The following is a 23,665-nucleotide window of genomic DNA, read 5'->3' as shown; positions in this document are numbered from 1 at the left end:
ACACCAAAAAATACAAAGTCATGAACAAATACCAGAATATTTTCGATACACAAAGAGAATTTTTCTTTAGTGATGCTACCAAAACATACGAATGGCGTATGGATCAGCTCAACAGGATGGAAAAATTCCTCACAGAAAATCAAGACGTTTTTTGCAAAGCCTTCGAGCAGGACTTCCGTAAGCCTCCTTTTGAACAGTTATTTGAAATAACAGTACCATTAGGGGTAATAAAGTATTATAAAGAAAATCTCAGAGAGCTGATGGCTCCTCAAAAGGTTGATATTCCAAAAGGTCTGGAGGCAACCGGAAACAGTGGAATTATTTATAAAGAACCTTATGGGGTAACTTTAGTCATTGGTCCATTCAATGCACCGGTATTGTTATTACTTGATCCTGCCATTGCAGCATTGGCAGCAGGAAATACAGTCATTCTAAAGCCGGCTAACACAACTCCTACTGTGGCCCAGTTATTTGCTGAGTTTATTCCTAAATATTTTGAACCGGAAGCTGTAACGGCTGTGACAGGAGGCAGGGAAGAAATTACAGAATTATTACAACTACCTTTTGATTTTATTTTCTTTACAGGAAGTTCCAATGTTGGAAAAGTCGTCATGCGTGCTGCAGCAGAAAATCTGACACCGGTCATTTTAGAACTGGGTGGACAAAACCCTACCATTGTTGATGAAACGGCAAATCTTGATATTGCTGTAGACAGAATAGCCTGGGGACATAATGCCATTTCAGGACAGTGGTGTATTGCCCCGGGGTATGTATATGTACACGAAAGTATTGCTGAAGAATTTATTGACAAGCTAAAGGCTTCCATCCGGAAAATGTATGGTGATGATCCCCAGCAGAGCCCGGATCTCGCCAGAATGATCAGTGAACATGATGCAGAGCGGGTGGCTTCCTATATCATTCCTGAAAAGGTAGTTATCGGAGGACGCTTCAATGTTGCTCAGCGGTATGTAGAACCTACTGTTCTTTATCCGAGTACCTGGGAAGACCCTGCATTGCAGCAGGAAGTGTTCGGACCGGTCTTGCCTGTAATGGTTTATTCAGATTTAAAAGAGATTACCCAAATTATTAAACGTAAGCCTAAATCGTTGGCAGCCTATATTTTCAGTAAAACCCAGGATCATATCGATTATTTTCTTCATTCGGTTTCCTTTGGCGGTGGTTGTATCAACCAAACGAATTTACACTGCTGGATAGACAGTTTACCTTTCGGTGGAGTAGGATATGCCGGAATGGGTAAATATTATGGTAAAGCAGGATTTGATGCTTTAAGCAATACTAAAGCTATGCTGGTTGGAAATCCGGATCTGGAACTTGATGTATTTCCTCCTTATGCAGGAAAAGATATAGCTAAAAATTTAAGTGTATTCAGTTGATTATAAAATTTTTCAATTATTTCAAGCCCGATCCCAATACAGGATGGGGCTTTTTCTATCTTTGTGAAAATATTAATAAATGGAAAATAATTCATATCAGGCATTTGCGGTCTTAAAAGATGGTACACGGCAGCTGATCGAGGCAGAAACAATCCTTATACAACTTGGAGAAGAGGACATTGAAATAGCTCTTACTCCTCCTCATCCCGTTTTTCAGGGAAAGCTTACGTTGACAACAGGGTCGGCTATTCAGGGAAGGGAGCATGAGACAGGTTCAGGAACCCAGCTGATTATAGAACCGGGAGCTGCAAACGTCCTTCATATCACTCCAAAAAAACTTTGATGTTAAGAGAAAATTGAAAGATAAATCGGTATTCCGGATATATTCCTCTTTCCATAGTCAACTTCTTATTTATCTTTGTGAAAAATAGAAATCTATGAAGTATTTGTTTGTCATGGTTTGTTTTGTCTGCTCAATGCTGAGCCAGGCACAGCAAAAACAGGATCCATGGAAAGATAGTCAGCTGATGGACCCGGCATTGTTGGCTTCCCGAATTGTAAAGAATAAGACTAAGGACATTGTCATTATTTCTGTAGGACCTGAAGCCATTATTAAAGGTTCTGTAGACATAGGCCCAACTCACGAACCGGAGAATCTGGAGAAATTGAGAAACTACCTTAAGGATATTCCCAAAAACAAAGAAATTGTAATCTATTGTGGATGCTGTCCTTTTGTAAAATGTCCCAATATCCGTCCGGCATTTAACCTGCTGATGGAAATGGGCTTTAAAAATGCAAAGCTTCTGAACCTTCCGAAAAATATTAAAACAGATTGGTTAGATAAAGATTATCCTACAAATGATTAAGATGAAGATCTATACTGTATTATTTTGTGCTGTTTTCTCAGGATTGATGATGGCTCAAAACCACAACATTGAAATAGGAAAGAAGGCTCCGGAAATCACCATGACTAAAGCAGACGGAAGTACATTCATGCTTTCATCTTTACAGGGTAAAATGGTGTTGATTGATTTTTGGGCAACCTGGTGTGCGCCCTGTGTAGAAGAACAGCCGGAACTTAAAGCTCTGTATACTACCTATTCAGGGCAGGAGAATAACACCAAATTTGAAATTCTTGGCGTTTCTTTAGATAAAAATAAAGAAAGTTGGCAAAAAGCAATAGACCGGTTTGGTATTAACTGGATTCAGATCAGTGATTTAAAGTTCTGGAAAAGTCCGGTTGCCAAATTGTATGAAGTGGATGAACTTCCTTTCAATGTCATCATAGACGGAGAGGGTATGATCATTGCTAAAAATCTTCACGGAAAAGATCTGGAAGATTTTTTAAAGAAAAATCTAAGTCAGCATTAAAATAAAAAAGCAGTCAATCAATGACTGCTTTTTTTTGTATTCATAAGCTGGAAAATACTTTCATCTGTTTTTAGAGGCTGTTGATATACAATTGAGAATACATTTTCTTAGAGCTTCCTACTTTAGTTCTATGAAAAAAAGCTTCTTCCTCCGTATTGCACTCTCAGTGATTTTGTTAATGCATAGCCTGATTTCTATATTCAGTGGCGATGTCAATAATTTTGGAATCCATTATCTGGATGCCATAGGATTCAGTCCTGTAGGGCTTTATATTGCCTGGGCTGTTAAACTGATCCATTTGTTTTCAGTCCCACTCATATGGATTGACCGGTATATTAAACCTGTAGCCATGTGTAATATTCTGATTTTTGTCTTCGGAATTTATTATGTTCACTGGCAGAACGGCTGGTTTGTTGTGGGGGGTGGCACCAATGGTGTTGAGTTTAATTTCCTGTTGATTTTTTCTTTTCTTAATCTCATGTTCCCTGAAATCCGTTTTAAAAAGACATCGTGATTATTGTTTATCAACATAAACAGCATAAAAAAACAAGTCGTTTATAGATGAATACCATACTTTGGTAGACTTTATATTTTTATATTTGACTGAACAATATTACTTTGTACATTTAAATTATAATAATTTTGAAACCCATCGGAAAATCTAAGCTCCGTATTCATTTGCTCTTTTGGATACTCTATTATATCCTGGAAGTTTATCTTGATTTTTATTGGTCAAAATATCAGTTCCCGGATTTCAAATGGCAAATAAGACTTCAGAATACTTTTATGCTGGAGCTGGGGTATCTTTTGGTCAAAATCCCGCTTGCCTATTCCTTGTTATATGTATATGAAAAGGTACATATCAAGACTGTTTTCAAATATGCTCTTTATATTGGTATTGTGGTAATAGCGGTGTTGGGACATCGGTTTTTCACCCATTATATAATGTATCCCTATATCTATGGTGTGGAAGAAACACAGGATGGTAAAGAGCTTTCAGGGTACATCAACGGACTGGTAGCCTTTAACTCTTTCATGGATCTCATTTTTATGGTTGGGCTGGTCTTTGGAGTGGAAATCACCAGGCAGAAAAATGTATTGAAAGACCAGTTTTCCCAGTTGAAATCCGAAAAACTGGATCAGGAACTTACGATGCTGAAAGCTCAGATCAATCCGCACTTTCTGTTTAATACCCTCAATAATATTTATGGGATGGCTCTTAAAAAGGCAGATGAAACGCCGGATGTTATCCTGCAGCTTTCTAAAATAATGAGGTATAATATTTATGAAGCTGCAGAGAAAAATATTTCTATAAAAAAGGATATTGAAAACATCCAGGATTTTATACAGATCCAGAAAATCAGGCACCGCCATCTTACCATTAATTTTAACGAAAATATTGATAATCCGTCACAGGAAATATCTCCGCTTATATTGATTCAGTTTGTTGAAAATGCTTTTAAACATGGGGTTTCCGAAAGCTTGGGAGAAGCTTTTATTCATATTGATATTCAATTGAAAGATGGAATTCTTAGGTATTGTATTGAAAACTCGAAAGAAGACAGATCTCATGAACATTCTACCAAACTGGGACTGAAAAATATCCGCAGACAGCTTGAGTTGCTTTATCCTAAGCATATACTTTCTGTAGAAGATAAAACTGACCGATATATTGTACAATTAACTATCAATTTCAATGATACATCCAGCCTCTAAAAAATACAACTGCATTATTGTAGAAGACGAGCCCATAGCCGCAGAAATTCTGGAAAATTTTGTTTCCCGGGATGAAGAGTTGAATCTTGTAGGTAAATGTGCCGATGCGGTTTATGCGAGTAATCTTTTGAGTATTCATGAGGTGGATCTGATGTTTTTGGACCTTCACCTTCCTGTAGTAAAAGGTTTTGATTTCTTAAGGAAATTAAAGAACCCTCCTGTTGTCATTGTAACCACTGCTTACCATCAATATGCCGTGGAAGGCTATGAACTGGATATTGCTGATTATCTGATGAAGCCCATCCCTTATGACCGGTTTCTTACAGCCGTTGAAAAATTCAAACATCTGATGCAGGCAGAAGATGCTTTACTGGAATTAGCTGAACGCGACTATATTTTTATCAGCAGTGGAAAGAAGCAGATTAAAATTATACTACAGGATATTTTTTATATCGAAAGTTTAAGGGAATACATCAATATTCATACAAAGGCAGAAACCTTCACTTTCAAAATGCCCATCAGTAAGATTGAAGAAAGCCTGAACCCGAAAATGTTCCTCCGGATCCATAAATCTTATATTATATCCCTCTCAAAAGTGGAAGTAAAATCTGCAAACGTTATTCAGATTAACGGAAAAAAACTACCGGTGGGAAGGACTTATAAACCCCTTGCAGGATTTTAAAAATACCCCGTCAAACCTTCATTGCAATAATCATACATTAGCATTGTGGATTACATTCTCAATCTTATACGTATTTATTTTTAGTAGACGATAATAGGCTGTTGATATATAAACTTGATCATAATTTTCACCAATTATTGAATTTTGACTAACAATCATGTTATAAAAATCAATAATTATGAAATATCAGTTAAAACTTTTAAGTGCCGGCGTTGTTTTTTTCATGGGAGGTGGAACATACTTCAGCCAGGAAAAACAGGATAGCCTACAATCCCAGAATATAGAGGGGATTGTTGTTACTGCATTGGGAATAAAAAGGGAAAAAAAATCCCTGGGATATTCTACACAAGAGGTAAAAGGTGAAGATATCAACAGAAATCCAACGACCAATTTTCTGAATAATCTATCCGGAAAAGTCGCTGGTCTTGAGATCAGACAATCTACCAATTTCGGAGGTTCCATAGATGCTGTTTCCAGGGGATACAAATCTATTTTAGGAGATAACCAGGCTCTTTTTGTAGTAGACGGTGTTCCGATTATCAACAGAAATATCAATTCTACAGGTCAGCAAAATGGAGGCGGAGGCTATGATTATGGAAGTCCTGTTTCAGACATCAATCCCAATGATATTGAAACCATAAATGTATTAAAAGGAGCTGCCGCAACTGCTTTGTACGGGTCTAGAGCTCAAAATGGAGCCATTATCATCACTACGAAAAAAGGAAAGAAAAACACTCAGGGAATTGGACTGGAGTATAGCGGAAGTATTTCTGTTTCCTCAGTTGACAAATCTACTTTTCCTGAATATCAGACGCAATATGGACAGGGCTATTTCGGTAATGTTTTTGCGAACTACCAAAATAGCCCCATGGCCATCTTCTGGCATGACGCTTCCTATGGAGCACCGTATGACCCTAATCTGATGGTATGGCAATATGACGCATTTATTCCCGAATCACAAAATTTCGGAAAGAAAACACCCTGGACTATGGCTAAAAACGGGCCTATTACTTTTTTTGATAAAGCCATTAATCAAACCAATAATATTGCCCTGAGTGGCGGAAATGACAGAGCTACATTCAGGTTAAGCTATTCCAATACCAACGCTACGGATATCATGCCGAATTCTTCTTTAATGAAGAATAACTTTGGCGGAAATGCTTCCTATAAAATTACAGATAACCTTACCGCTACTATTTTTGCCAATTATATTACACAAAATACAAAAGGAAGGAATTCTACAGGATATACCGATAATATTATGGGTAATTTCCGACAGTGGTGGCCCACAAATGTAGATATTCAGTACCAGAAATATCTTTTTGATACTTTTGATAAAAACTATACCTGGAATATTAAATCTCCTGTTAATCTGTCGCCGGCTTATTGGGATAATCCCTATTTTACCCGATATAAGAACTACCAGAATGACAAAAGAGAACGCTTTGCAGGAAACTTCAGCCTGAGTTACGACCTGTCAAAAAGCATCAATATCCTGGGAAGAGTAGGGATCGACGGATACAGTATGATTACTGAAGAAAGACGAGCGGTGGGTTCTATTCCGGCATTTTTCAGTTTTAATACCATTGAACAGCCTTCAGGGTATGCCGTGACCAATCTTCGTTTTACAGAAACCAATTATGACCTGATAGCTACTTATAAAAAGAATATTACAGAAAATTTGAGTATTCAGGCATTAGTGGGTGGAAACATCAACGTTCAGACCAATTATTCTAATGCACAGACTACCTCAGGTGGATTATATATTCCGGATCTCTACACCATTTCCAACTCAGCAGCTACTCCTGCAAAGCCCATTATTACAGATAATTCCAAATATATTTACGGGGCTTTTGTTCAGGCATCTTTAGGATATAAAAACACCTATTACCTGGAAGGAACATTCAGAAGAGATCAATCGACGGCTCTACCTAAAGGAAAAGGAGCTTACTATTATCCTTCGGTCTCAGCAAGTTTGGTTTTCTCCAACCTCCTGAAACAAGACTGGCTAAGTTTCGGAAAGCTAAGAGCAGCCTATGCAGAGGTAGGTTCGGACACTAATGCCGATCAACTGAGAAACAGATATATTGCTCAGGCTTCTTTTGGAAATAATCCCGTTTACTCCTACAATACAACGTTAAGAAATGCAGATCTTCTTCCCCAAAAACTGAAAAATATTGAGATAGGAACCAATATGCAGTTCTTTAAAAACAGAATAGGATTTGATTTGGCGTGGTTCAGGAATAAAGCATTTGATCAGATACTCCCGCTTCCTATTTCTCTGGCAACAGGAAGTGGTGCTAAAATTCAGAACACAGGAGAACTTACGACAAAAGGACTCGAAGTTTCGCTAAATATTACCCCTCTGAAGATCAATAATTTCACATGGGATATGATGATCAACTGGTCTAATCCTAAGACTAAAGTTACCGCTTTAAGGGAAGGTATTGAAAACATCACAATTGGTACGCTGCAGGGAGGAATTAGCATTAATGCACCTCTTAACGGAGAATATGGAAGCATCTGGGGCTCAGATTTCGTGTATGATCCCAATGGAAATAAAATTATAGGAACCAACGGAGCTTATCTCCATACAGATGACAGCAATCACAACTTAGGAAGCTTTCAGTCGGATTTTATCGCAGGATTAAATAACTCATTTACTTATAAAAATTTCAATCTTAGTTTCCAGATCGACTGGAAAAAAGGAGGTAAGATATTTTCTCTGGATCAGTATTATGGATATGGAACAGGGCTTTATCCTGATTCTGTAGGACTGAATGACCTGGGAAATCCTGTCAGAAATACTTTAGCAAACGGAGGGGGACTTATTCTACCGGGAGTCATGCAGGATCCTAATAATCCGGGGCATTATATTCCCAATACAATACGCCTTGACCGTTCCATCTCCAGCCAGAATTTAGAAACAGATCCTCCTGTGGCAGCGTTTGTTTATGATGCCAGTTTTATAAAGCTTCGTCAGGTATCCATTTCTTACACCTTCAATAATACCTTCTTAAAAAACGCAGGAATTCAAGCCCTTACACTTGGGTTTACAGGAAGCAACCTTTGGATCATCCATAAAAACCTTCCTTATGCAGATCCGGAAGCGGGGCTTTCTTCAGGAAGTATTCAAGGATATCAGTCCGGGGTAATGCCTTCCACCAGAAACTTCTCATTCAATCTGAAAGTCAATTTTTAAAAACTATTACAATGAAAAATACTATTATACTTATATCTTTTCTGGCAGTATTGTTGACAGGCTGTACATCAGAGGATGTTAATAATGATCCTAATGTAGCTTACAATATGTCACCTGAACCTTTGATTACTTATGCAGAAAAGGAGCTCAGCGATTATATGAATACACCCAGTGTCAATGAAAATAACTTCAGGCTTACCATGCAATACTGGCAGGAGGCCACGTATGTAAGTGAAAGCAACTACAATTTTACGGCAAGAAATGCTTCTAATAACATCTGGGGAAATAACTATGTGAATGTGCTTAATAACCTGAATAAAGCAAAAGAACTTCTAGAACAGTATCAGCCGGCTGCTTCAGAAGTGAACTCGTGGCCTGCAAAAAAGAAGAATCAATTAGCGATTATTGATATCCTTTCCGTCTATACCTTTCAGACTCTGACTGATATATTTGGGGATATTCCTTACAGCCAGGCTCTTAATAATGATAAATTTCCGCTTCCTGCCTATGATGATGATACACAGATTTATGAAAAACTTATCATTCGTTTAAAAACAGATATCAACAACCTGGAGGAAGGAGAAGGAACGTTTGGAGCAGGGGATATCCTTTATGGAGGAGATATAGGAAAGTGGAAAAAGTTTGGCAACTCCCTTCTTTTAAAACTGGGAATTGCTGTTTCTGACATCAACCCCACACTTGCCCAATCCAGCATTAATACTGCAATCTCCGGTGGAGTGATCATGGATGAATCACAAAATGCTATTTTCAGATATCAGGCTGAAACCCCCAATTTCAATCCTTTATTTGAAAATCTGGCCAACAGTGGGAGAGATGACTTTTTCGGAGGAAAACCTTTTGTAGATTTCCTTATTACAACCTCTGATCCGAGAATATCAAAATATTTTCAGGATGTAGACGGTGTTTACATTGGACAGGAAATTGGTTTGCCGGGAGTTTTTTCAGACTTTTCGGCTCCGGGGATTTTTGCGTATATTCCTGTAACACCCGGAAATCTGATCACTCATACCGAAGTTGCTTTCTACAGGGCTGAAGCAGCTGCCCGATTTGGAATTGGCGGTAGCCCGGAGGCACTTTATAACACTGCTGTTCAGGCTTCATTCCAGGAATGGAAGCTTTCTTCCCAGGAGGCACAGAATTATCTCTCAGACCATCCGTACAATGCGTCCAACTGGAAAAAATCTATTGGAGAACAGGCATGGGTTGCCATGTATAATCATCCGGTAGTTTCCTGGAATTTTTATCGGAGATTAGATTATCCTGCTTTACAGGCTCCTCCAACGGCTATTGCCAATGCAGAAGGAAAAGTTCCGGTAAGGTTACAGTACCCAACTTTAGAAGCAACTACCAATGGTACCAATTATGCAAAAGCTGCTGCTGCCATAGGTGGAGATAAACTTACTACAAAAGTTTTCTGGGATATTCATTAAATAGAGTTTCTTATTTTTTCATATCATTTATTTTGTAAACCTTTTGAAGCCTGTATGTTTTATACAGGCTTTTTTACTATGCATTTGTAGATCACAGCTCTTCATTGATAGCTGAATTTTCTTTATCAACGGTTATTTTCTCAAATTTAATTCAGGAAAATAATATGATCATGTCAATATATAAAAGCTGTTTAAACTTTTTTACTAAACCACAAAAGCTTTTATTTTCAGACACTTTAGTACACTTTAGAAAGTTTAAAGGAATACCGCACAATTAAGTTCACATAAGATGAAAATCTTTGATTTTCAACAAAACTTTAGTGTACTTCTTATACATAAAGTATATAACTTAAATAGTTTAAGTGTTTAAAAATATTGTGTGACTTTTGACTACGTCGAAATAATATTCGTCGACTGAAAGGAGATAATCTTCGATTTGTGGTCAAGTTTAAACAGACTTATAATGTGGTTGGTTTATTATTCAAGTATTGAATAATGTTTTGGCTTAATGATTAGCAATAATCTTAAGCCAATTTTTATTTTCCCTAGAAAACACCCAATGCTGTTTTTATAGTATAAATCTATAATAATAACAAAATTTAATTTATTTTACATACAGGATATCTGTACTTTTATCCTGCGAAGAAAGCATTACATCTATATGATAGGAAACTACTATTTGAATACCATCAACAAACAAATATCAATATTTTCCTATGAAAAAATTAAAGTTCATAACCGCTCTGATTGTAGCTTTCTTTTTAGTGAATTCTTGTGACAATGAAAGTCCTTCAAATCCCTCGGATGTTCATCCTAATGCTGAAAAATATCAACGGATTGTTGATCGGTTTATGCAGGCAGGTGCTGTCGGAGTAAATGTAGCAGTTATCTCGCCGGAAGGAGTATGGACAGGGGCAGGAGGTTTGGCTGACAGAGAGAAAAATATTCTTATGAAAACGGACCATAGACTTCGCATAGGCAGTATGACAAAAATGTTTGCATCCACTACTATTTTAAAATTACAGGAAGAAGGTCTTCTTAGTATCAAAGATAAAATTAATAAATACCTCCCTAACAGTATTATAGGACACATTTCAAATGCCAATGAAGTTACCATTGAACAATGTCTTAATCACAGATCAGGTATCCGCAATTATCTACAGGATGTTTCTCAGGGAGTTTTCGATGGAAGTATTGTCAATTATTCTGCTGAGCAAACCCTTCAGATGATTTATGATAAACCGGCCGATGATCCTGTGGGAAAGGGATATTATAGCAACTCGAATTATTTACTGCTTTCATTGATTATCAAAAAGGTAACAGGAAAACCTGCCTATCAGGTAATCAATGAAAAAATAATTATCCCCCTTGGACTTAAGAATACATTTGCTTCGACCATTCTTCCCGATACATTCACCAGATCTTATTATACTGAAAATGCCGAAGGAAATGATTTGAATGATGTTACATGGATTGATAACAACGGAATCGGCGGGGAAGGAGCTATTGATGGAGGAATGATATCAACTGCATCTGATATCACTCAATTTACAGAAGCACTTTTAACAAATAAATTGCTTTCTCCGACTTCAATGCAGCAGCTGAAAACCTATGTAGATAATGACCCTGTCCGATTAGAACCTGACTTACAGTATAATAAACAATATGGTTTGGGACTCATGAGATTAGAAACGGATCAGGGAGAAGCCTTAGGGCATGACGGCCATGTTTTTGGATTTGGAGGGAAAACATACTATTTTCCCAAACAAAAAGTAACAGTCTGTATACTCCTCAATACCTGGTCCCCAAAAGTTGTAGCTGTGCTTAATGCCAAAGAAACTTTTAATTTATTATTTTACTAGTAGGTCTTTACAAATAGAGCAGGATATCTTTTAAAAAAAATAGGCTTAATGAGCAATAATCTTAAGCCTATTTTTATGTTCAGCCTTATTTTTTATTAAAATAGCTTGAGACCAACGATTCCGACCACAATAAGTAAAGCAGACAATAATCTGAAAATATTGGCAGAATCCTGAAAAAACAGAACCCCCACTAATAAGGTTCCTACTGCACCGATTCCTGTCCATACAGCATAGGCTGTTCCTATAGGAATACTTTTCTGTGCGTACCAGAGAAATCCACCACTGACAGTCATACAGGCAATCGAAAATAGGATCCAGGTCCATTTATTATTGTCAGGCTGTTGAGATAATTTAAGACCCAATGGCCAACCGATTTCAAAAATTCCTGCAATAACTAATGCCATCCAATTCATACTGCTTATTTTAAAGTTATGTAGGATTGAAATTTATCAATCCTGATAACATGATTAAGCTGACAATTGATTCCTGATCATCAGGCACTTAATCTATGTTGCAGTTGTAAAATTAGTACAACCTGTTTGTATTCAGTGAAATGAATTATGTGACCCTGCAAAAATCACAGATAGAATGTAATATACTCAAGATGAAACGTTATCTGTTTTGAAGTAATTACTAAGCTAAATATGGTATCTTTAAGCAGTAAAAACCGATAGAACTGATATATTCTATCTTAATATGACCCATTTCAACTATGTTAACAGATATAATTGCCGTCCACCTCAATGTTATTTTTTGTGGAATAAATCCGGGTTTGAAATCAGCTGATGAAGGCCATCATTTTTCAGGAAGAAGTAACCGGTTTTGGAGAGTTCTCCATCAGTCCGGCTTTACGCCTTATGAAATTCAAGCGGTCAATGATACTTCTATTCTGGATTTTGGATATGGCCTTACTACCGCTGTTGCAAGGGCTACTTCCCGGGCTGATGAACTTTCAAAAGAAGAGTTTGATGAATCTCTTGAAGCTTTTAAGCTAAAAATAACAGAATTCCAGCCCAGGTATATTGCATTTCTGGGTAAGGCAGCGTATAAGGCATTTTCCAAAAAGAAAGAAATTTCATGGGGAAAGCAGTCTGATGATTTTTGTGGAGCCGGGGTATGGGTTTTACCTAATACCAGTGGTTTAAACCGTGGGTTTTCCCTGGATGATCTTGTTACTTTTTACCGGGAGTTTTATGAGGCTATTTACGAATAGTCGGAATAGTACATTTCAAATTTATCCTTTGTTGGGCTTGCTTACATATTTATTATTTTTCACAAAAAAGCGCCAGGGTAAAAGGGCATCTTCCTGTGCATAAGCAACCCCTATACGAGGGCCGGTTATTATTTCATCAGGCTTATACAGAATACCATGATCTTCGATCCAGATCTCATCTCCGGTCAGGTCTTTTTTATTAAAAGACTGATCTATTCCTAATGCTTTTGCTGCCGATCCGGGACCAGAGGAAATTGCAGCTTTAGAGGAGGGCATATTCCGCCTGTGTTCCATAATTTCTTTCCCTATCAGTGGCTCTACAGCTCTGATCAACACTGCATGGGGATCATCTTCTACAGAGGATACCACATTGAAAAGGTGATGAATTCCGTAGCATAAATACACATAAGAAATGCCACCATGGCTGTATAGCGGTTCAGTTCGGTTTGTACGTCTGCCTCCATACGCATGGGAAGCTTTGTCCTGCACCCCAAAGTAAGCTTCTGTTTCTACAATAATTCCGGCTGTAATAGCATCACCAATTTCTGTAAAAAGGACTTTTCCCAAAAGGTTCTGAGCCAGAAAAAGGACATCTTGATTAGAATAATAGGAGTGAGGTAATTTCAAATCAGTAAGTTTATCGGTTGACAGATCAAAATTAATGATATAAAAACAAATTTCATAGACTTAAACAGATTGTCACTACATTTGGAAATTAGTTAACTTCATTTTCACACCAAAAATAAAATATGATGAAACCCTTTAATCTGATCCTGTTTGTAGTTACTTTTTGTTTGGCTGCACTGTCATTCAGTATTCCTTATCAGCAATCGTATAAAAAAATGATTGTTGGAAAATGGCAACCTGTACTTTCAACGAGTGAAGGAATTGAAGCAAACGGAAACCGAACGGTAAAAAATTATAGATTAAGCAACAAAGACCTCATGCAGTTTAATGCTGACGGTTCTATTATCGATAGCGGGCAGCTTTACTTTTCGTATGCATTAGATCCTGATGACAAAATCTTATCTTTATTCGATGGTGGTAATTATGAACGAAAATTTGATATCGATCAGCTAGATAAAACAACCATGAAAATTGTCATGAGAGAAACTGATAAGTACAAGGGAGAACCCTTTCAGATTATCTGGACGATTGTATTTAAAAGAAAATAAATATACTGATTGGCGCGCAGTTTTTACGGCAAATTAGAAAAGTTTTCCAGTTTGCTCTCCAAAAGCAACACTTCTCCATTATCATACTGATCTCTTCTATCCAGTAAGTATCCTAAATAAATTATAATGGAATCTATTTGTCTTCTGGAAATAAAAACATTTTCTTTTTGAATTTCGTCTTCTATTTCTTCTACATACTCAATTTCATCTTCATCAGCTCTATCTTGTACTTCTTTTTCGTGTCTGATTGCTGACAGTATTAATTCTTTTTCTTCAGTAGTAAATGCTAACATGATTTTTTACTTTTAGTTTTTAATGAATATTATTTTGCACCATTATAAAAAATAGGCTTCGATGATTTTTAACCCTTGGAGAATCCTTTTTTTATTTAGGCAGAGTAATACGTCTCATATTTAAGCTGTTAAAGACAAATATTTTCTTTTCCTTAGCCATTCGCATCAAGACTTCGTTTCTGTCTTCGATCGACATGTTGAGAATGTGATCAAAAGCTCCAAAAGTAACACCATTGTTACCTCCGTCTTTTTCATGCTGCGCTTTAACGATCTCCAGTATTTGTTTCTCTATTTCCTCCTGATTTTCCATGGGCTAAAGATACAAAGTTTGTACCTCTGTTCCTAGAAATGAGAATCCAAAATAAACAATAAGTATCTTTACTCTTCATAGATATTTGGATGTATTAAAAACTTGATCTGTCATAATCCTTTTAACCATATTTTAAGTGAGCTCTAATTGTATTCTAATCCATTAAAGCCATACTGTTGCATTATTAGTTTTAATTTTGCAAAATGAAAAACAATTTTTTTTTTGGAGCTGTAGGTAAAGCTTTTTGCTTGCTATTTTTAATTCTTGGCAGTAACCTGTGTATATCTCAAATTAAGGGAAGTTCAGAGATAAAAGTGGCATATGGACTTGGAACGACCACCGATTTTGTTAATGTTTTCAGTACTGTTTTTACATTGGGTTATGGCCCTTATGAGAAAAGAAATTCCGGTGCCTTTATTATTGAATATAACTATGCAATAAAAGATAAATGGGTGATTGGGACAGACTTCGTATATCAACAGATAACGAGAGAATACTCTGATCATGTATCAGAAAAGTCGCACAATTATACGATGGCGGTAAAAAGCGATTACAACTATATATCAAAGTCAAAATTTCGCATGTATTCGGGAGTGGGGCTAGGACTCACCATGGAAAAGAACAGGAACCCTTCGGAAAGTATTTCACATGTTAATTTCCACCTTACGGGATTAGGAATTAGATTAGGAGGCAGGCTTGGTGTAAATGCTGAAGTAGGTTTTGGATATAAAGGAATAGGAAATGTAGGATTGGCTTACAATTTATAACTAATAAGATCAGACCATAAATCCTGTTTAAAACAAAAATACCAGATATCAATGTATCTGGTATTTTTTATATTATTTTCCTCCCGGAGGACAATGTTCTTTTAAATACTTGGTAAACATAGTAGCCAGGTGGAGTGATGTTCCTTCTCCTTCACTGATAGAGTGCGTTCGGTTAGGATAAGACATCAGCTGGAACTGTTTGTTGTATTTCACCAGCTCATTAATGTATACTTCTGTATTTTGATAATGCACATTATCATCTCCTGTTCCATGAACCAATAAAAGATTTCCTTTAAGGTTTTTAGCATAAGCCAGTGGAGAACCCTTTACAAAATCTTCTCTGTTTTCCTGTGGAAGTCCCATATACCTTTCCTGATAGATATTGTCATAGAATAGCTGATTGGCTACAGGAGCAATCGCAATTCCTGTCTGGTAAATTTCAGGATATTGTCCCAAAAGGTTTAGCGTGGAGGAACCTCCACCGCTCCAGCCCCATACCGCTACTCTGGAAGTATCTACATATGGCCATTTTGCAAATAAAGCTTTAGCTCCCATTGCCTGATCACGGATATTAAGCTGACCAATTTTACGGTAAACAGATTTTCTCCATTCGCGTCCTCTAGGAGCAGGTGTTCCGCGGTTTTCAAGAGAAACATATAAATAACCGTCCTCAGCCATATCCCCAACGTATAAATAATTCCAGCCTGTATAGAAATTATCTGTTACGGTTTGCGATCCAGGCTCACCATATACTGTGAAAACAATAGGATATTTTTTGTTAGGATCAAAGTTTTTAGGTTTTACTACCCATCCGTCCAGGGTCACTCCATCCTGTGTTGTAATCTGGAAGAATTCCGCTTTAGATTTTGCAGGATCAGCCTTTGCTGATCTTTTTGCAGCCACAAGCTCTTTATGATCCGGAAGAGATACTACCGCTCCTACAGAACTTGCATTGACGCTGCTGTTATTAAACATCGCAATCTTCCCGTTGGGTGATATCGTATAATTATTAGAGCCTGAATACGCTTCAGGAGTTACCCTTTGTGCATTACCTCCTTTCATGCTCACTTTATACAGATATTTCTGAGTGGCATTCTTAGGAGAAGCCAAAAAGTAGATCTGTTTATTGGGAACATCAAAAAATTCCGGTTTTATCACATCAAAATTATCTTTTGTAATCAATGTTTCTTTCCCATTCAGGTCTATTTTATAAATATGCCTCCATCCGTCTTTTTCAGAAAGCCACAAGAACTCTTTACCATTGTCTATCCAGTCCCAGCCACTAGGATCATTGTCATTCCAACGGGATTTTATATCAATCCATGCGGCATCTGTTTCAGTGTAAATTGTTTTTCCAGTTCCGGAAGCGGCATCTGCTACAATAATTTTACTTTGATTCTGTTTTCTGTTCAGCTGTTGCAGAATAACAGATTTAGAATCCAGTACCCATTCCATTCTCGGAATATAGTTTTGTACTTCATCCCCTGCGATATTAGCCTTCTTTGATGACTGGGAGGCTATATCATAAAACCAGATACTGCAGCCTGAAGGATTTTCCCCAACTTTCGGATATTCCACAGGAACTGTAAATGAGTACAGACTATCTGTATTATTGATCATCAGGAAATTTTTGGTTCCCCTTGCATCAAGCTTCCAGTAGGCAATTTTACTTCCGTCCGGAGACCATCTGAAACCATCCTGAGTTCCAAATTCCTCTTCATAAGCCCAGTCGAAAGTACCGTTGATCATTCCATCTGTACCATCCTGGGTAATTTTGCTGATCTGATTGTTTGAAAGATCTTCAATATAGATGTTATGTTTAGAAACATAGGCTACTTTTTTGCCATCCGGAGAGAACTTGGCAAACATTAATGAGGCAGTTGGTAAGCCTTTTCCAAGCTGGGTGAGCTTTTTAGTGTTTTTATCGAAAATCCAGTAATCTCCACGCGTATTATCCCTCCAAACTTTTTGAGTATTGGCAAAAACCAATAAACTTTTCTCATCCGGAGATACCTGAAAGCTCTGTACCTGTAAAGGAGTGGAGCTTCCGGAAGGAATTAATTCATTGCTGTTTAAAAAAGTCTGATCTTTTCCGGGGTTCAGGACGTTAACAACTTCAATTCCTTTTTTAGTAAATGAATAATAAGCATTGCCATCAGGTGTCCACTGTGTTTTCTGCGCAGCTAATGGCGACAGGCACAGGAAATATAAAGCAATGACGGTTATTTTTTTTATGTTCTTCATATATAGTATTTCAATTAATCTAAATGTTCTGCACGGTAGTTTTCAATGTCTGCAACCGTTTTAATCAGTCCGTTCCCCAAAAGTCTGTAGCTGTCATCAGTAATCAGGAAATCATCTTCTACACGGATTCCTCCAAAATTTCGGTACTCATTGACCTTATCATAATTAATAAAGTCTGCATTTTTATTTTCAGACTGCCAGATATCGATCAATTCCGGAATCATATAAATACCGGGTTCAACCGTTACTACAAATCCTGATTCTAATTCTTTTCCTAAGCGTAAAGACTTAAGCCCAAATGTTTTGGTATCCTTGGGTTCTTGTTCGGTATAACCGATATACTGTTCCCCAAGATCCTCCATATCATGTACGTCAAGCCCCATCATATGACCTAACCCACATTGGAAAAATAGAGTATGGGCATGGTTTTTTACAGCTTCTTCAGGATTTCCTTTCATCAGCCCCAGGTCAATAAGACCTTCTACAAGATGCTGGGATGCTTTCAGGTGAATATCCTTAAATCGTACTCCCGGTTTCAGGAGACGCTGGGCATTCTCAAAAGCATTCAGTACCACTTCATACATTTCCTTTTGTTTTGTAGTAAAAGTGCTGCTTACTGGGAACGTCCGGGTTAAATCACCGGCATATCCCATCGCCGTTTCAGCTCCGGAATCATTTAAGAAAAGATCCCCTTCTTTCAGTGTATTAAGACGGTAATGATTATGAAGGATACCTCCGTTTATCGTTACAATAGGAGGATAAGACATCTGACATTCTTTGTTGGCTGCAAGATATTGGATCGCATTAGCCACTTCATACTCTTTACGGCCAGGTCTGGCTATACGCATGGCCAGCAGATGCATTTCATTAGATACGTTGACCGCTTCTTCTATCTGTACTATTTCCTGGGCTTCCTTTATAGAACGCTGTTTTACAATAGCCTTAATCATCTCCACAGAAGGCTGTAATTCTGCTATTTTTATACCTAGAAGATCCGCCACCAAAATTTTATTGGAAGACTGGTAGGGAGGAAGGTAATGCACTTTTCTGCCGGAAGACTGTGCTTTTAGAAGGTACTGAGAAAGCTCAGCATAAGGTAAAGTTTCCTCTACACCGGCTTTCAGGCTTTTGTCTTTCAATGTTTCCTGCCTGCCCATCCATACAATATCATCTATACTTAATTCGTCTCCGAAAACAATCGTCTTATTTTCATCAATATCAATAATAGCTGCAATCCGGGGTTCCTGAATCCCGAAATAATATAAATAAGTACTGTCCTGACGGAAATAATAAGGATTGTGTTCAAAATTCACAGGATTCTCTATATTTCCTAAAAACAGTAAAATTCCATTAGCTACATTGCTTTGTAATATTGCTCTTCTGTCTTGATAAGTTTGTGCTGAAAACATATATTATGAATACTTTTTTATTTAAAGGCTTAAAGTTACGATTTTGTACTATTTGTAGTGCTTTGTTCACTAAAATAAATAATATGTAAAGTTTGGATTTTAATATGATATTCAATGTTCATATTTTGCTTAAATTCGGCAATATTTTAACATCCTATATAATTTGTCTCTATAAAGTTTTGATTTTATGAAAAGTCTCCAGTTTTCAGTACCTGCTGACACCAACAAAAGTATCCGCATACAGGAAGATATTATGCCTAATTTCTATCCTTACTTTCATCGCCATACGGAGACCCAGATCATGTGGATCCTCAAAGGACATGGAACACTGGCTATAGAGCAGAATCTCTTTACCTTTGAAGAAGGTGATATTTTTTATCTTGGAGCCAATCAATCACATGTCTTCAGAGGTGATGTTGATAAAAATGAAAAACAAAAGGTTCATTCAATTTCTATTTTTTTTGATCCCCATAAAAAGATTGCCGCATTTTTCCACTTACCGGAATTTGAGGAGCTCAAAAATTTTATTGATACTTCAGGGGTAGGTTTTAAAGTGGCTTCAAAATTAAAAATAAATGTAGGGGAAAGCATTGCCGCATTACAAAAAACAAAAGGAATAGATCAGATTATAGATTTCATAAGGATTTTAAACCATCTCATGCAAAACAGACATCTGAATATTCCTTTATCATCAGAGAAGAATTTGCTCAATCATATTTCCGATACCGACAAAAGGATTATAGACGCGCAAACGTTTATTAAGAAAAATTTTGCCCAACATAAACTTACCCTAAATAATATTGCTAAAGAAGCCTGTATGACTCCTCAGGCATTTTGCAGATCCTTTAAAAAACGTACCGGCATTACCTATATCGAATACCTGAATGAGCTGCGTGTACAAAGAGCCTGCAGGCTACTGACATCCAGCAATATGTACAATATTTCTTCCGTAGCTTTTAATAGTGGTTTCAACAGCCTTACCAATTTTAACCGGGTGTTCAAGTCTGTTATGAAATATTCACCCAAAGAATATCTGAAGCATTATAAGGAGGCTACGATGGAAGAATAATGACAACATGTTAAAATACGGTTATAATGTATTAAAATATTAACATTTGTCATTTTGAAATTCTGCTAGTTTTGGATAAATATTATTTGATATGAGTACAAAACTAAACTGGGAAGGAATTTATCCTGCTGTATTAACGCCTTTTACAAAAGAAGGTGAGATAGATTTTGAAATGTTTGCCCACAATACAGAAGCCCAGATCAAAGCCGGTGTTCATGGAATTATCCTGGCAGGAACATTAGGAGAAGCCAGTGCATTGGAAACTGAAGAAAAATTTGAACTGCTGAAGTATGCAAAGAAAATTACAGAGGGTAGAATCCCGGTAATCCTTAACCTTGCTGAAAATACAACCAAAAATGCGGTATATTTTGCTCAAAAAGCAAAAGAACTGGGTGCGGACGGGCTCATGCTTCTTCCCCCTATGCGCTATAAAGCTGACAGCCACGAAGTAGTAGCCTATTTTAAAGCAGTAGCAACCGCTACGGATCTTCCTATCCTTATTTATAACAACCCCGTAGATTACGGAATTCATGTTACTCTTGAGATGTTTGATGAGCTTATTGAATACCCAAGTATTCAAGCTGTTAAAGAATCTACAAGAGATCTGGCCAATGTCACCAGAATGATTAACCGTTTTGGTAAAAGGATCAAAATTCTTGGAGGGGTAGATACCATTTGCCTGGAAACACTGATGCTCGGAGCAGATGGACTTGTTGCAGGACTTGTAGATGCTTTTCCCAACGAAACCATGGCCATGTACAACTCTGTTAAAGCAGGAGAGTACGATAAAGCTGTTGCCATCTACAGATGGTTCATGCCATTGCTGGAACTCGATATTCACCCTAAGCTTATTCAGTATATCAAGCTGGCTGCCACCGCGGAAGGCATAAGTAGTCCTTATGTAAGGGCACCCCGTCTTGAACTGCAAGGTGAGGAGGCAGCAAGAATTAAAAAGATCATTGAAGAGGGCAGAAGCAACCGCCCGGCACTAGATTAACACCATACATCAAGCTATGATTGTAGAAACATCAAAAGAAAATATGGAGATAAGGATTCAGAGGGCTACGGAAGCTTATCAGTTCCTTAAGAATACGACCATAAAAGAACGGGCGGCGTTTATGAATGCTGTTGCCGATCAGATTGAAGCTTTAGGAGAAGAACTTTTGACAACGGCTCATGCTGAAACTTCATTGCCTTTGGCAAGACTCACGGGTGAAAAAGCCAGAACAACAGGACAGTGGAGGGCTTATGCAAAAGCAGTAGCCAGTGGAATATATGGAGAACCCCGAATTGATCTTGCAAAAGCTGACAAACAAAAAGGAGACTTAAGAAAATATAATATAGGCATTGGACCTGTAGTGGTTTTTGGAGCCAGTAATTTTCCATTTGCCTTTTCTACGGCTGGAGGTGATACCGCAAGTGCTATAGGAGCAGGTTGTCCTGTGATTGTAAAGGCTCATCCTGCACATCCTCAAACCTCTCAAATAATGGCTGATGCTATAACAGCTGTTGTAGAACAATTCGGATGGCCGGAGGGAGTCTTTAGTCATATTACCGGAGCCTCTCATGAGATCGGTACTTATTTAACCCAGCATAAAGATATTCATGCTGTAGCATTTACAGGGTCATTCGGTGGAGGAAAAGCCTTATTTGATATCGCTAACCGCCGCGAAAATCCCATTCCGGTATTTGCAGAAATGGGAAGTATCAATCCTGTATTTGCCTTTGAACATATACTGGAAAATAAGGCAGAAGAGCTGGCAAAAGAATATGCATCCTCTTTAACACTGGGTGTTGGGCAGTTTTGTACCAATCCGGGAGTATTTGTTGCTTTAAAAGGTGAAAATCTTACCCGGTTTATTGCCGCATTAAAAAATGAAATTCAGGAAATCAACCCTGTGAATATGCTGCACAAAGGTATTTTTGAAAACTTCGAAAAACTGAAAAGTATCGCTGCTGTACAGCCGGGAGTGGAGGTCATTGCAAAAGCAACTACAGAAGTCAATCAATGGGAGGGGCGCGCTATGGTTACGGAAACTACAGCTCAGCATTTTATTCAAAATAGTATATTAAGTGAAGAAGTTTTCGGGCCATTTGGTATTATTGTAGCTTGTGAAACTCCTGAAGAAATATTGCAGATTGCCCAGGCATTGAAAGGACAGTTAACCATAACCGTAGCAGCTACAGATGAAGATGTACGTCTAAATATCAAATTAATTGATATTCTGAAGGATAAATGTGGCAGGCTTTTATTCAACGGAATGCCTACAGGGGTAGAAGTGGTTTATGCCATGCAGCATGGAGGTCCTTTTCCATCTACTACAGATTCCCGTTTTACATCCGTAGGACCGGATGCCGTCAAACGGTTTGTTCGCCCCATTTCATTTCAGAACTGGCCGGACGAGTTTTTACCGGAAGAACTGAAAGATGAAAATCCGCTACAAATCAGCAGAATAGTTGATGGAGAAGTAAATTCAGGATCATTAAAATTGCAAACAACATGAACAGAACATTTTTTTGTATAGATTCCCATACCTGCGGCTGCCCTGTGCGTCTTGTTGCAGGTGGAGGACCTATTTTAAAGGGAAACTCCATGATGGAGCGCCGGCTTCACTTTATGAAGGAATACGACTGGATCCGCAAAGGACTTATGTTTGAACCCAGAGGACACGACATGATGAGTGGAAGTATTCTGTATCCTCCCATTGACGAAAATAATGATATCGGGGTTTTATATATTGAAACCAGCGGATGCCTTCCTATGTGTGGACATGGCACTATCGGTACTGTAACCATAGCCATAGAAGAAGGCTTGGTAATTCCGAAAATTCCCGGAAAACTACGCCTTGAAACCCCTGCAGGACTTATTCTCATAGACTATGTGCAAGAAGGAAAAAAAGTAAAATCTGTAAAGCTGACAAATGTAAAATCTTTCCTGTATGCTGAAAATCTGGAAGTGGAATGCCCGGATCTTGGATTAATACGCGCAGATGTTGCTTATGGCGGAAACTTTTACGCTATTATCGACCCTCAGGAAAATTTCAGAGATATTTCTGATTTTACAGCCAGCCAGCTTATTTATTACGGGAAAATGATCCGAAAATTACTCAATGAGAAGTATCAATTTATCCATCCTGAAAACGAACATATTACCGGATTAAGCCACATCCAATGGACAGGTCAGCCTACCGATCCTAAAGCCAGCGGACGTAACGCAGTTTTAGTGGGCGAAAATGCTTTAGACCGCTCACCTTGTGGCACCGGAACTTCGGCAAGAATAGCCCAGTGGTATGCTCAAGGAAAATTGAAAGAAGGAGAAGAATTTATCCATGAAAGCTATATCGGTTCTCAGTTTATCGGAAGAATTGAAGGAACAGCCACTGTTGACGAAAAACCGGCTATTATACCATCAGTTGAGGGCTGGGCAAGAATTACCGGTTATAATCAGATTATTATTGATGATGAAGATCCTTACTGGCAGGGATTTCAGGTTATGTAAACAAACGT

The 23,665-nt window shown here is 37.8% G+C and carries 23 protein-coding genes; 17 read left to right on the top strand and 6 right to left on the bottom strand.

The features are described 5' to 3' along the window. Window positions 1-20 precede the first annotated feature (20 nt). From B8967_RS02375 to B8967_RS02330, 10 genes are all read left to right on the top strand, one after another. Window positions 21-1,394, top strand: a complete 1,374-nt coding sequence (locus tag B8967_RS02375) for an aldehyde dehydrogenase family protein (protein WP_084084223.1) — start codon at window positions 21-23, stop codon at window positions 1,392-1,394. A gap of 79 nt (window positions 1,395-1,473) precedes the next feature. Further along, the gene (locus B8967_RS02370; RefSeq protein WP_047496467.1) at window positions 1,474-1,737 is read left to right on the top strand and encodes a hypothetical protein; all 264 of its coding nucleotides are present in this window, start codon (window positions 1,474-1,476) and stop codon (window positions 1,735-1,737) included. Window positions 1,738-1,831: 94 nt separating this feature from the next. Continuing rightward, window positions 1,832-2,260 (top strand): rhodanese-like domain-containing protein, encoded by a 429-nt coding sequence (locus tag B8967_RS02365; protein WP_047496464.1) that lies wholly within the window; start codon window positions 1,832-1,834, stop codon window positions 2,258-2,260. Between the two features lies 1 nt (window position 2,261). Then, window positions 2,262-2,765, top strand: coding sequence for a TlpA family protein disulfide reductase (locus B8967_RS02360; protein ID WP_228405990.1), 504 nt, complete (start codon window positions 2,262-2,264; stop codon window positions 2,763-2,765). Between the two features lie 130 nt (window positions 2,766-2,895). Continuing rightward, window positions 2,896-3,279, top strand: a complete 384-nt coding sequence (locus B8967_RS02355; RefSeq protein WP_084084221.1) for a DoxX family protein — start codon at window positions 2,896-2,898, stop codon at window positions 3,277-3,279. A gap of 128 nt (window positions 3,280-3,407) precedes the next feature. Next, window positions 3,408-4,481 carry a sensor histidine kinase gene (locus B8967_RS02350; RefSeq protein ID WP_047496454.1) on the top strand — a complete coding sequence of 358 codons (1,074 nt, stop codon included), beginning with the start codon at window positions 3,408-3,410 and terminating at the stop codon, window positions 4,479-4,481. Continuing rightward, window positions 4,462-5,163 carry a LytR/AlgR family response regulator transcription factor gene (locus B8967_RS02345; protein ID WP_179140020.1) on the top strand — a complete coding sequence of 234 codons (702 nt, stop codon included), beginning with the start codon at window positions 4,462-4,464 and terminating at the stop codon, window positions 5,161-5,163. Before B8967_RS02350 ends, B8967_RS02345 begins: the two co-directional genes overlap by 20 nt. 178 nt (window positions 5,164-5,341) lie before the next feature. After that, window positions 5,342-8,365, top strand: a complete 3,024-nt coding sequence (locus tag B8967_RS02340; RefSeq protein ID WP_084084220.1) for a SusC/RagA family TonB-linked outer membrane protein — start codon at window positions 5,342-5,344, stop codon at window positions 8,363-8,365. Window positions 8,366-8,376: 11 nt separating this feature from the next. Then, window positions 8,377-9,816 (top strand): SusD/RagB family nutrient-binding outer membrane lipoprotein, encoded by a 1,440-nt coding sequence (locus tag B8967_RS02335; RefSeq protein WP_084084219.1) that lies wholly within the window; start codon window positions 8,377-8,379, stop codon window positions 9,814-9,816. Between the two features lie 716 nt (window positions 9,817-10,532). Beyond that, the gene (locus B8967_RS02330; RefSeq protein ID WP_084084218.1) at window positions 10,533-11,678 is read left to right on the top strand and encodes a serine hydrolase domain-containing protein; all 1,146 of its coding nucleotides are present in this window, start codon (window positions 10,533-10,535) and stop codon (window positions 11,676-11,678) included. A gap of 95 nt (window positions 11,679-11,773) precedes the next feature. Here the strand turns inward: B8967_RS02330 and B8967_RS02325 are convergent, their stop codons facing one another. Continuing rightward, window positions 11,774-12,118 (bottom strand): DMT family transporter, encoded by a 345-nt coding sequence (locus B8967_RS02325; protein WP_262484680.1) that lies wholly within the window; start codon window positions 12,116-12,118, stop codon window positions 11,774-11,776. A gap of 272 nt (window positions 12,119-12,390) precedes the next feature. Between B8967_RS02325 and mug the strand changes: the two genes are divergently transcribed. Then, entirely contained in the window at window positions 12,391-12,891 is a 501-nt protein-coding gene (gene mug, locus B8967_RS02320) for a G/U mismatch-specific DNA glycosylase (protein WP_084084216.1), read from the top strand. 21 nt (window positions 12,892-12,912) lie between these two features. Here mug and B8967_RS02315 read toward each other — a convergent pair whose 3' ends face one another. Continuing rightward, the gene (locus B8967_RS02315) at window positions 12,913-13,518 is read right to left on the bottom strand and encodes a DNA-3-methyladenine glycosylase (RefSeq protein ID WP_084084215.1); all 606 of its coding nucleotides are present in this window, start codon (window positions 13,516-13,518) and stop codon (window positions 12,913-12,915) included. Between the two features lie 122 nt (window positions 13,519-13,640). Between B8967_RS02315 and B8967_RS02310 the strand changes: the two genes are divergently transcribed. After that, window positions 13,641-14,066: a hypothetical protein gene (locus B8967_RS02310; RefSeq protein WP_047496431.1), complete on the top strand. Its 426-nt coding sequence runs from the start codon at window positions 13,641-13,643 to the stop codon at window positions 14,064-14,066. A 23-nt stretch (window positions 14,067-14,089) separates the two neighbouring features. On the opposite strand, the gene B8967_RS02305 is transcribed toward B8967_RS02310, so the two are convergent. After that, entirely contained in the window at window positions 14,090-14,359 is a 270-nt protein-coding gene (locus B8967_RS02305; RefSeq protein ID WP_084084214.1) for a hypothetical protein, read from the bottom strand. 91 nt (window positions 14,360-14,450) lie between these two features. Further along, window positions 14,451-14,669 (bottom strand): hypothetical protein, encoded by a 219-nt coding sequence (locus tag B8967_RS02300; RefSeq protein WP_047496424.1) that lies wholly within the window; start codon window positions 14,667-14,669, stop codon window positions 14,451-14,453. A 203-nt stretch (window positions 14,670-14,872) separates the two neighbouring features. Between B8967_RS02300 and B8967_RS02295 the strand changes: the two genes are divergently transcribed. Further along, window positions 14,873-15,436: a hypothetical protein gene (locus B8967_RS02295; RefSeq protein WP_047496422.1), complete on the top strand. Its 564-nt coding sequence runs from the start codon at window positions 14,873-14,875 to the stop codon at window positions 15,434-15,436. Between the two features lie 72 nt (window positions 15,437-15,508). On the opposite strand, the gene B8967_RS02290 is transcribed toward B8967_RS02295, so the two are convergent. Next, a complete protein-coding gene (locus B8967_RS02290) occupies window positions 15,509-17,680 on the bottom strand; it encodes a S9 family peptidase (RefSeq protein WP_047496419.1) in 2,172 nt (723 codons plus the stop codon). Window positions 17,681-17,694: 14 nt separating this feature from the next. Continuing rightward, window positions 17,695-19,089, bottom strand: a complete 1,395-nt coding sequence (locus tag B8967_RS02285; protein ID WP_047496417.1) for an aminopeptidase P family protein — start codon at window positions 19,087-19,089, stop codon at window positions 17,695-17,697. Between the two features lie 187 nt (window positions 19,090-19,276). Here B8967_RS02285 and B8967_RS02280 point away from each other — a divergent pair, with 187 nt between their 5' ends. The 4 genes from B8967_RS02280 (at window position 19,277) to B8967_RS02265 (ending at window position 23,657) form a co-directional block, all read left to right on the top strand. Then, a complete protein-coding gene (locus B8967_RS02280) occupies window positions 19,277-20,158 on the top strand; it encodes an AraC family transcriptional regulator (protein ID WP_084084213.1) in 882 nt (293 codons plus the stop codon). Between the two features lie 91 nt (window positions 20,159-20,249). Then, window positions 20,250-21,155, top strand: coding sequence for a dihydrodipicolinate synthase family protein (locus tag B8967_RS02275; protein ID WP_084084212.1), 906 nt, complete (start codon window positions 20,250-20,252; stop codon window positions 21,153-21,155). A gap of 16 nt (window positions 21,156-21,171) precedes the next feature. Then, complete coding sequence (locus B8967_RS02270) at window positions 21,172-22,662, top strand: aldehyde dehydrogenase (NADP(+)) (protein WP_084084211.1); 1,491 nt, start codon at window positions 21,172-21,174, stop codon at window positions 22,660-22,662. Next, window positions 22,659-23,657, top strand: coding sequence for a 4-hydroxyproline epimerase (locus B8967_RS02265; RefSeq protein ID WP_084084210.1), 999 nt, complete (start codon window positions 22,659-22,661; stop codon window positions 23,655-23,657). The genes B8967_RS02270 and B8967_RS02265 overlap by 4 nt, the downstream gene beginning before the upstream one ends. Window positions 23,658-23,665: the final 8 nt, after the last annotated feature.

Origin of the sequence: Chryseobacterium sp. YR221 (genome assembly GCF_900176315.1) — a bacterium.
Classification (GTDB): Bacteria; Bacteroidota; Bacteroidia; order Flavobacteriales; family Weeksellaceae; genus Chryseobacterium; species Chryseobacterium rhizosphaerae.
The sequence above is the reverse complement of the archived record's forward strand: the minus strand, read 5'-3'. Positions and strand labels throughout refer to the sequence as shown.

What these genes read in the sequence shown, in the direction of transcription:
- B8967_RS02270 (WP_084084211.1), top strand. Translation starts at nt 21,172, where the DNA reads ATGATTGTAGAAACATCAAAAGAAAATATGGAGATAAGGATTCAGAGG.
- B8967_RS02340 (WP_084084220.1), top strand. Translation starts at nt 5,342, where the DNA reads ATGAAATATCAGTTAAAACTTTTAAGTGCCGGCGTTGTTTTTTTCATG.
- B8967_RS02375 (WP_084084223.1), top strand. Translation starts at nt 21, where the DNA reads ATGAACAAATACCAGAATATTTTCGATACACAAAGAGAATTTTTCTTT.
- B8967_RS02305 (WP_084084214.1), bottom strand. Translation starts at nt 14,359, where the DNA reads ATGTTAGCATTTACTACTGAAGAAAAAGAATTAATACTGTCAGCAATC.
- B8967_RS02370 (WP_047496467.1), top strand. Translation starts at nt 1,474, where the DNA reads ATGGAAAATAATTCATATCAGGCATTTGCGGTCTTAAAAGATGGTACA.
- B8967_RS02355 (WP_084084221.1), top strand. Translation starts at nt 2,896, where the DNA reads ATGAAAAAAAGCTTCTTCCTCCGTATTGCACTCTCAGTGATTTTGTTA.
- B8967_RS02290 (WP_047496419.1), bottom strand. Translation starts at nt 17,680, where the DNA reads ATGAAGAACATAAAAAAAATAACCGTCATTGCTTTATATTTCCTGTGC.
- B8967_RS02285 (WP_047496417.1), bottom strand. Translation starts at nt 19,089, where the DNA reads ATGTTTTCAGCACAAACTTATCAAGACAGAAGAGCAATATTACAAAGC.
- B8967_RS02280 (WP_084084213.1), top strand. Translation starts at nt 19,277, where the DNA reads ATGAAAAGTCTCCAGTTTTCAGTACCTGCTGACACCAACAAAAGTATC.
- B8967_RS02330 (WP_084084218.1), top strand. Translation starts at nt 10,533, where the DNA reads ATGAAAAAATTAAAGTTCATAACCGCTCTGATTGTAGCTTTCTTTTTA.
- B8967_RS02275 (WP_084084212.1), top strand. Translation starts at nt 20,250, where the DNA reads ATGAGTACAAAACTAAACTGGGAAGGAATTTATCCTGCTGTATTAACG.
- B8967_RS02365 (WP_047496464.1), top strand. Translation starts at nt 1,832, where the DNA reads ATGAAGTATTTGTTTGTCATGGTTTGTTTTGTCTGCTCAATGCTGAGC.
- B8967_RS02300 (WP_047496424.1), bottom strand. Translation starts at nt 14,669, where the DNA reads ATGGAAAATCAGGAGGAAATAGAGAAACAAATACTGGAGATCGTTAAA.
- B8967_RS02310 (WP_047496431.1), top strand. Translation starts at nt 13,641, where the DNA reads ATGATGAAACCCTTTAATCTGATCCTGTTTGTAGTTACTTTTTGTTTG.
- B8967_RS02335 (WP_084084219.1), top strand. Translation starts at nt 8,377, where the DNA reads ATGAAAAATACTATTATACTTATATCTTTTCTGGCAGTATTGTTGACA.
- B8967_RS02295 (WP_047496422.1), top strand. Translation starts at nt 14,873, where the DNA reads ATGAAAAACAATTTTTTTTTTGGAGCTGTAGGTAAAGCTTTTTGCTTG.
- B8967_RS02345 (WP_179140020.1), top strand. Translation starts at nt 4,462, where the DNA reads ATGATACATCCAGCCTCTAAAAAATACAACTGCATTATTGTAGAAGAC.
- B8967_RS02360 (WP_228405990.1), top strand. Translation starts at nt 2,262, where the DNA reads ATGAAGATCTATACTGTATTATTTTGTGCTGTTTTCTCAGGATTGATG.
- mug (WP_084084216.1), top strand. Translation starts at nt 12,391, where the DNA reads ATGTTAACAGATATAATTGCCGTCCACCTCAATGTTATTTTTTGTGGA.
- B8967_RS02265 (WP_084084210.1), top strand. Translation starts at nt 22,659, where the DNA reads ATGAACAGAACATTTTTTTGTATAGATTCCCATACCTGCGGCTGCCCT.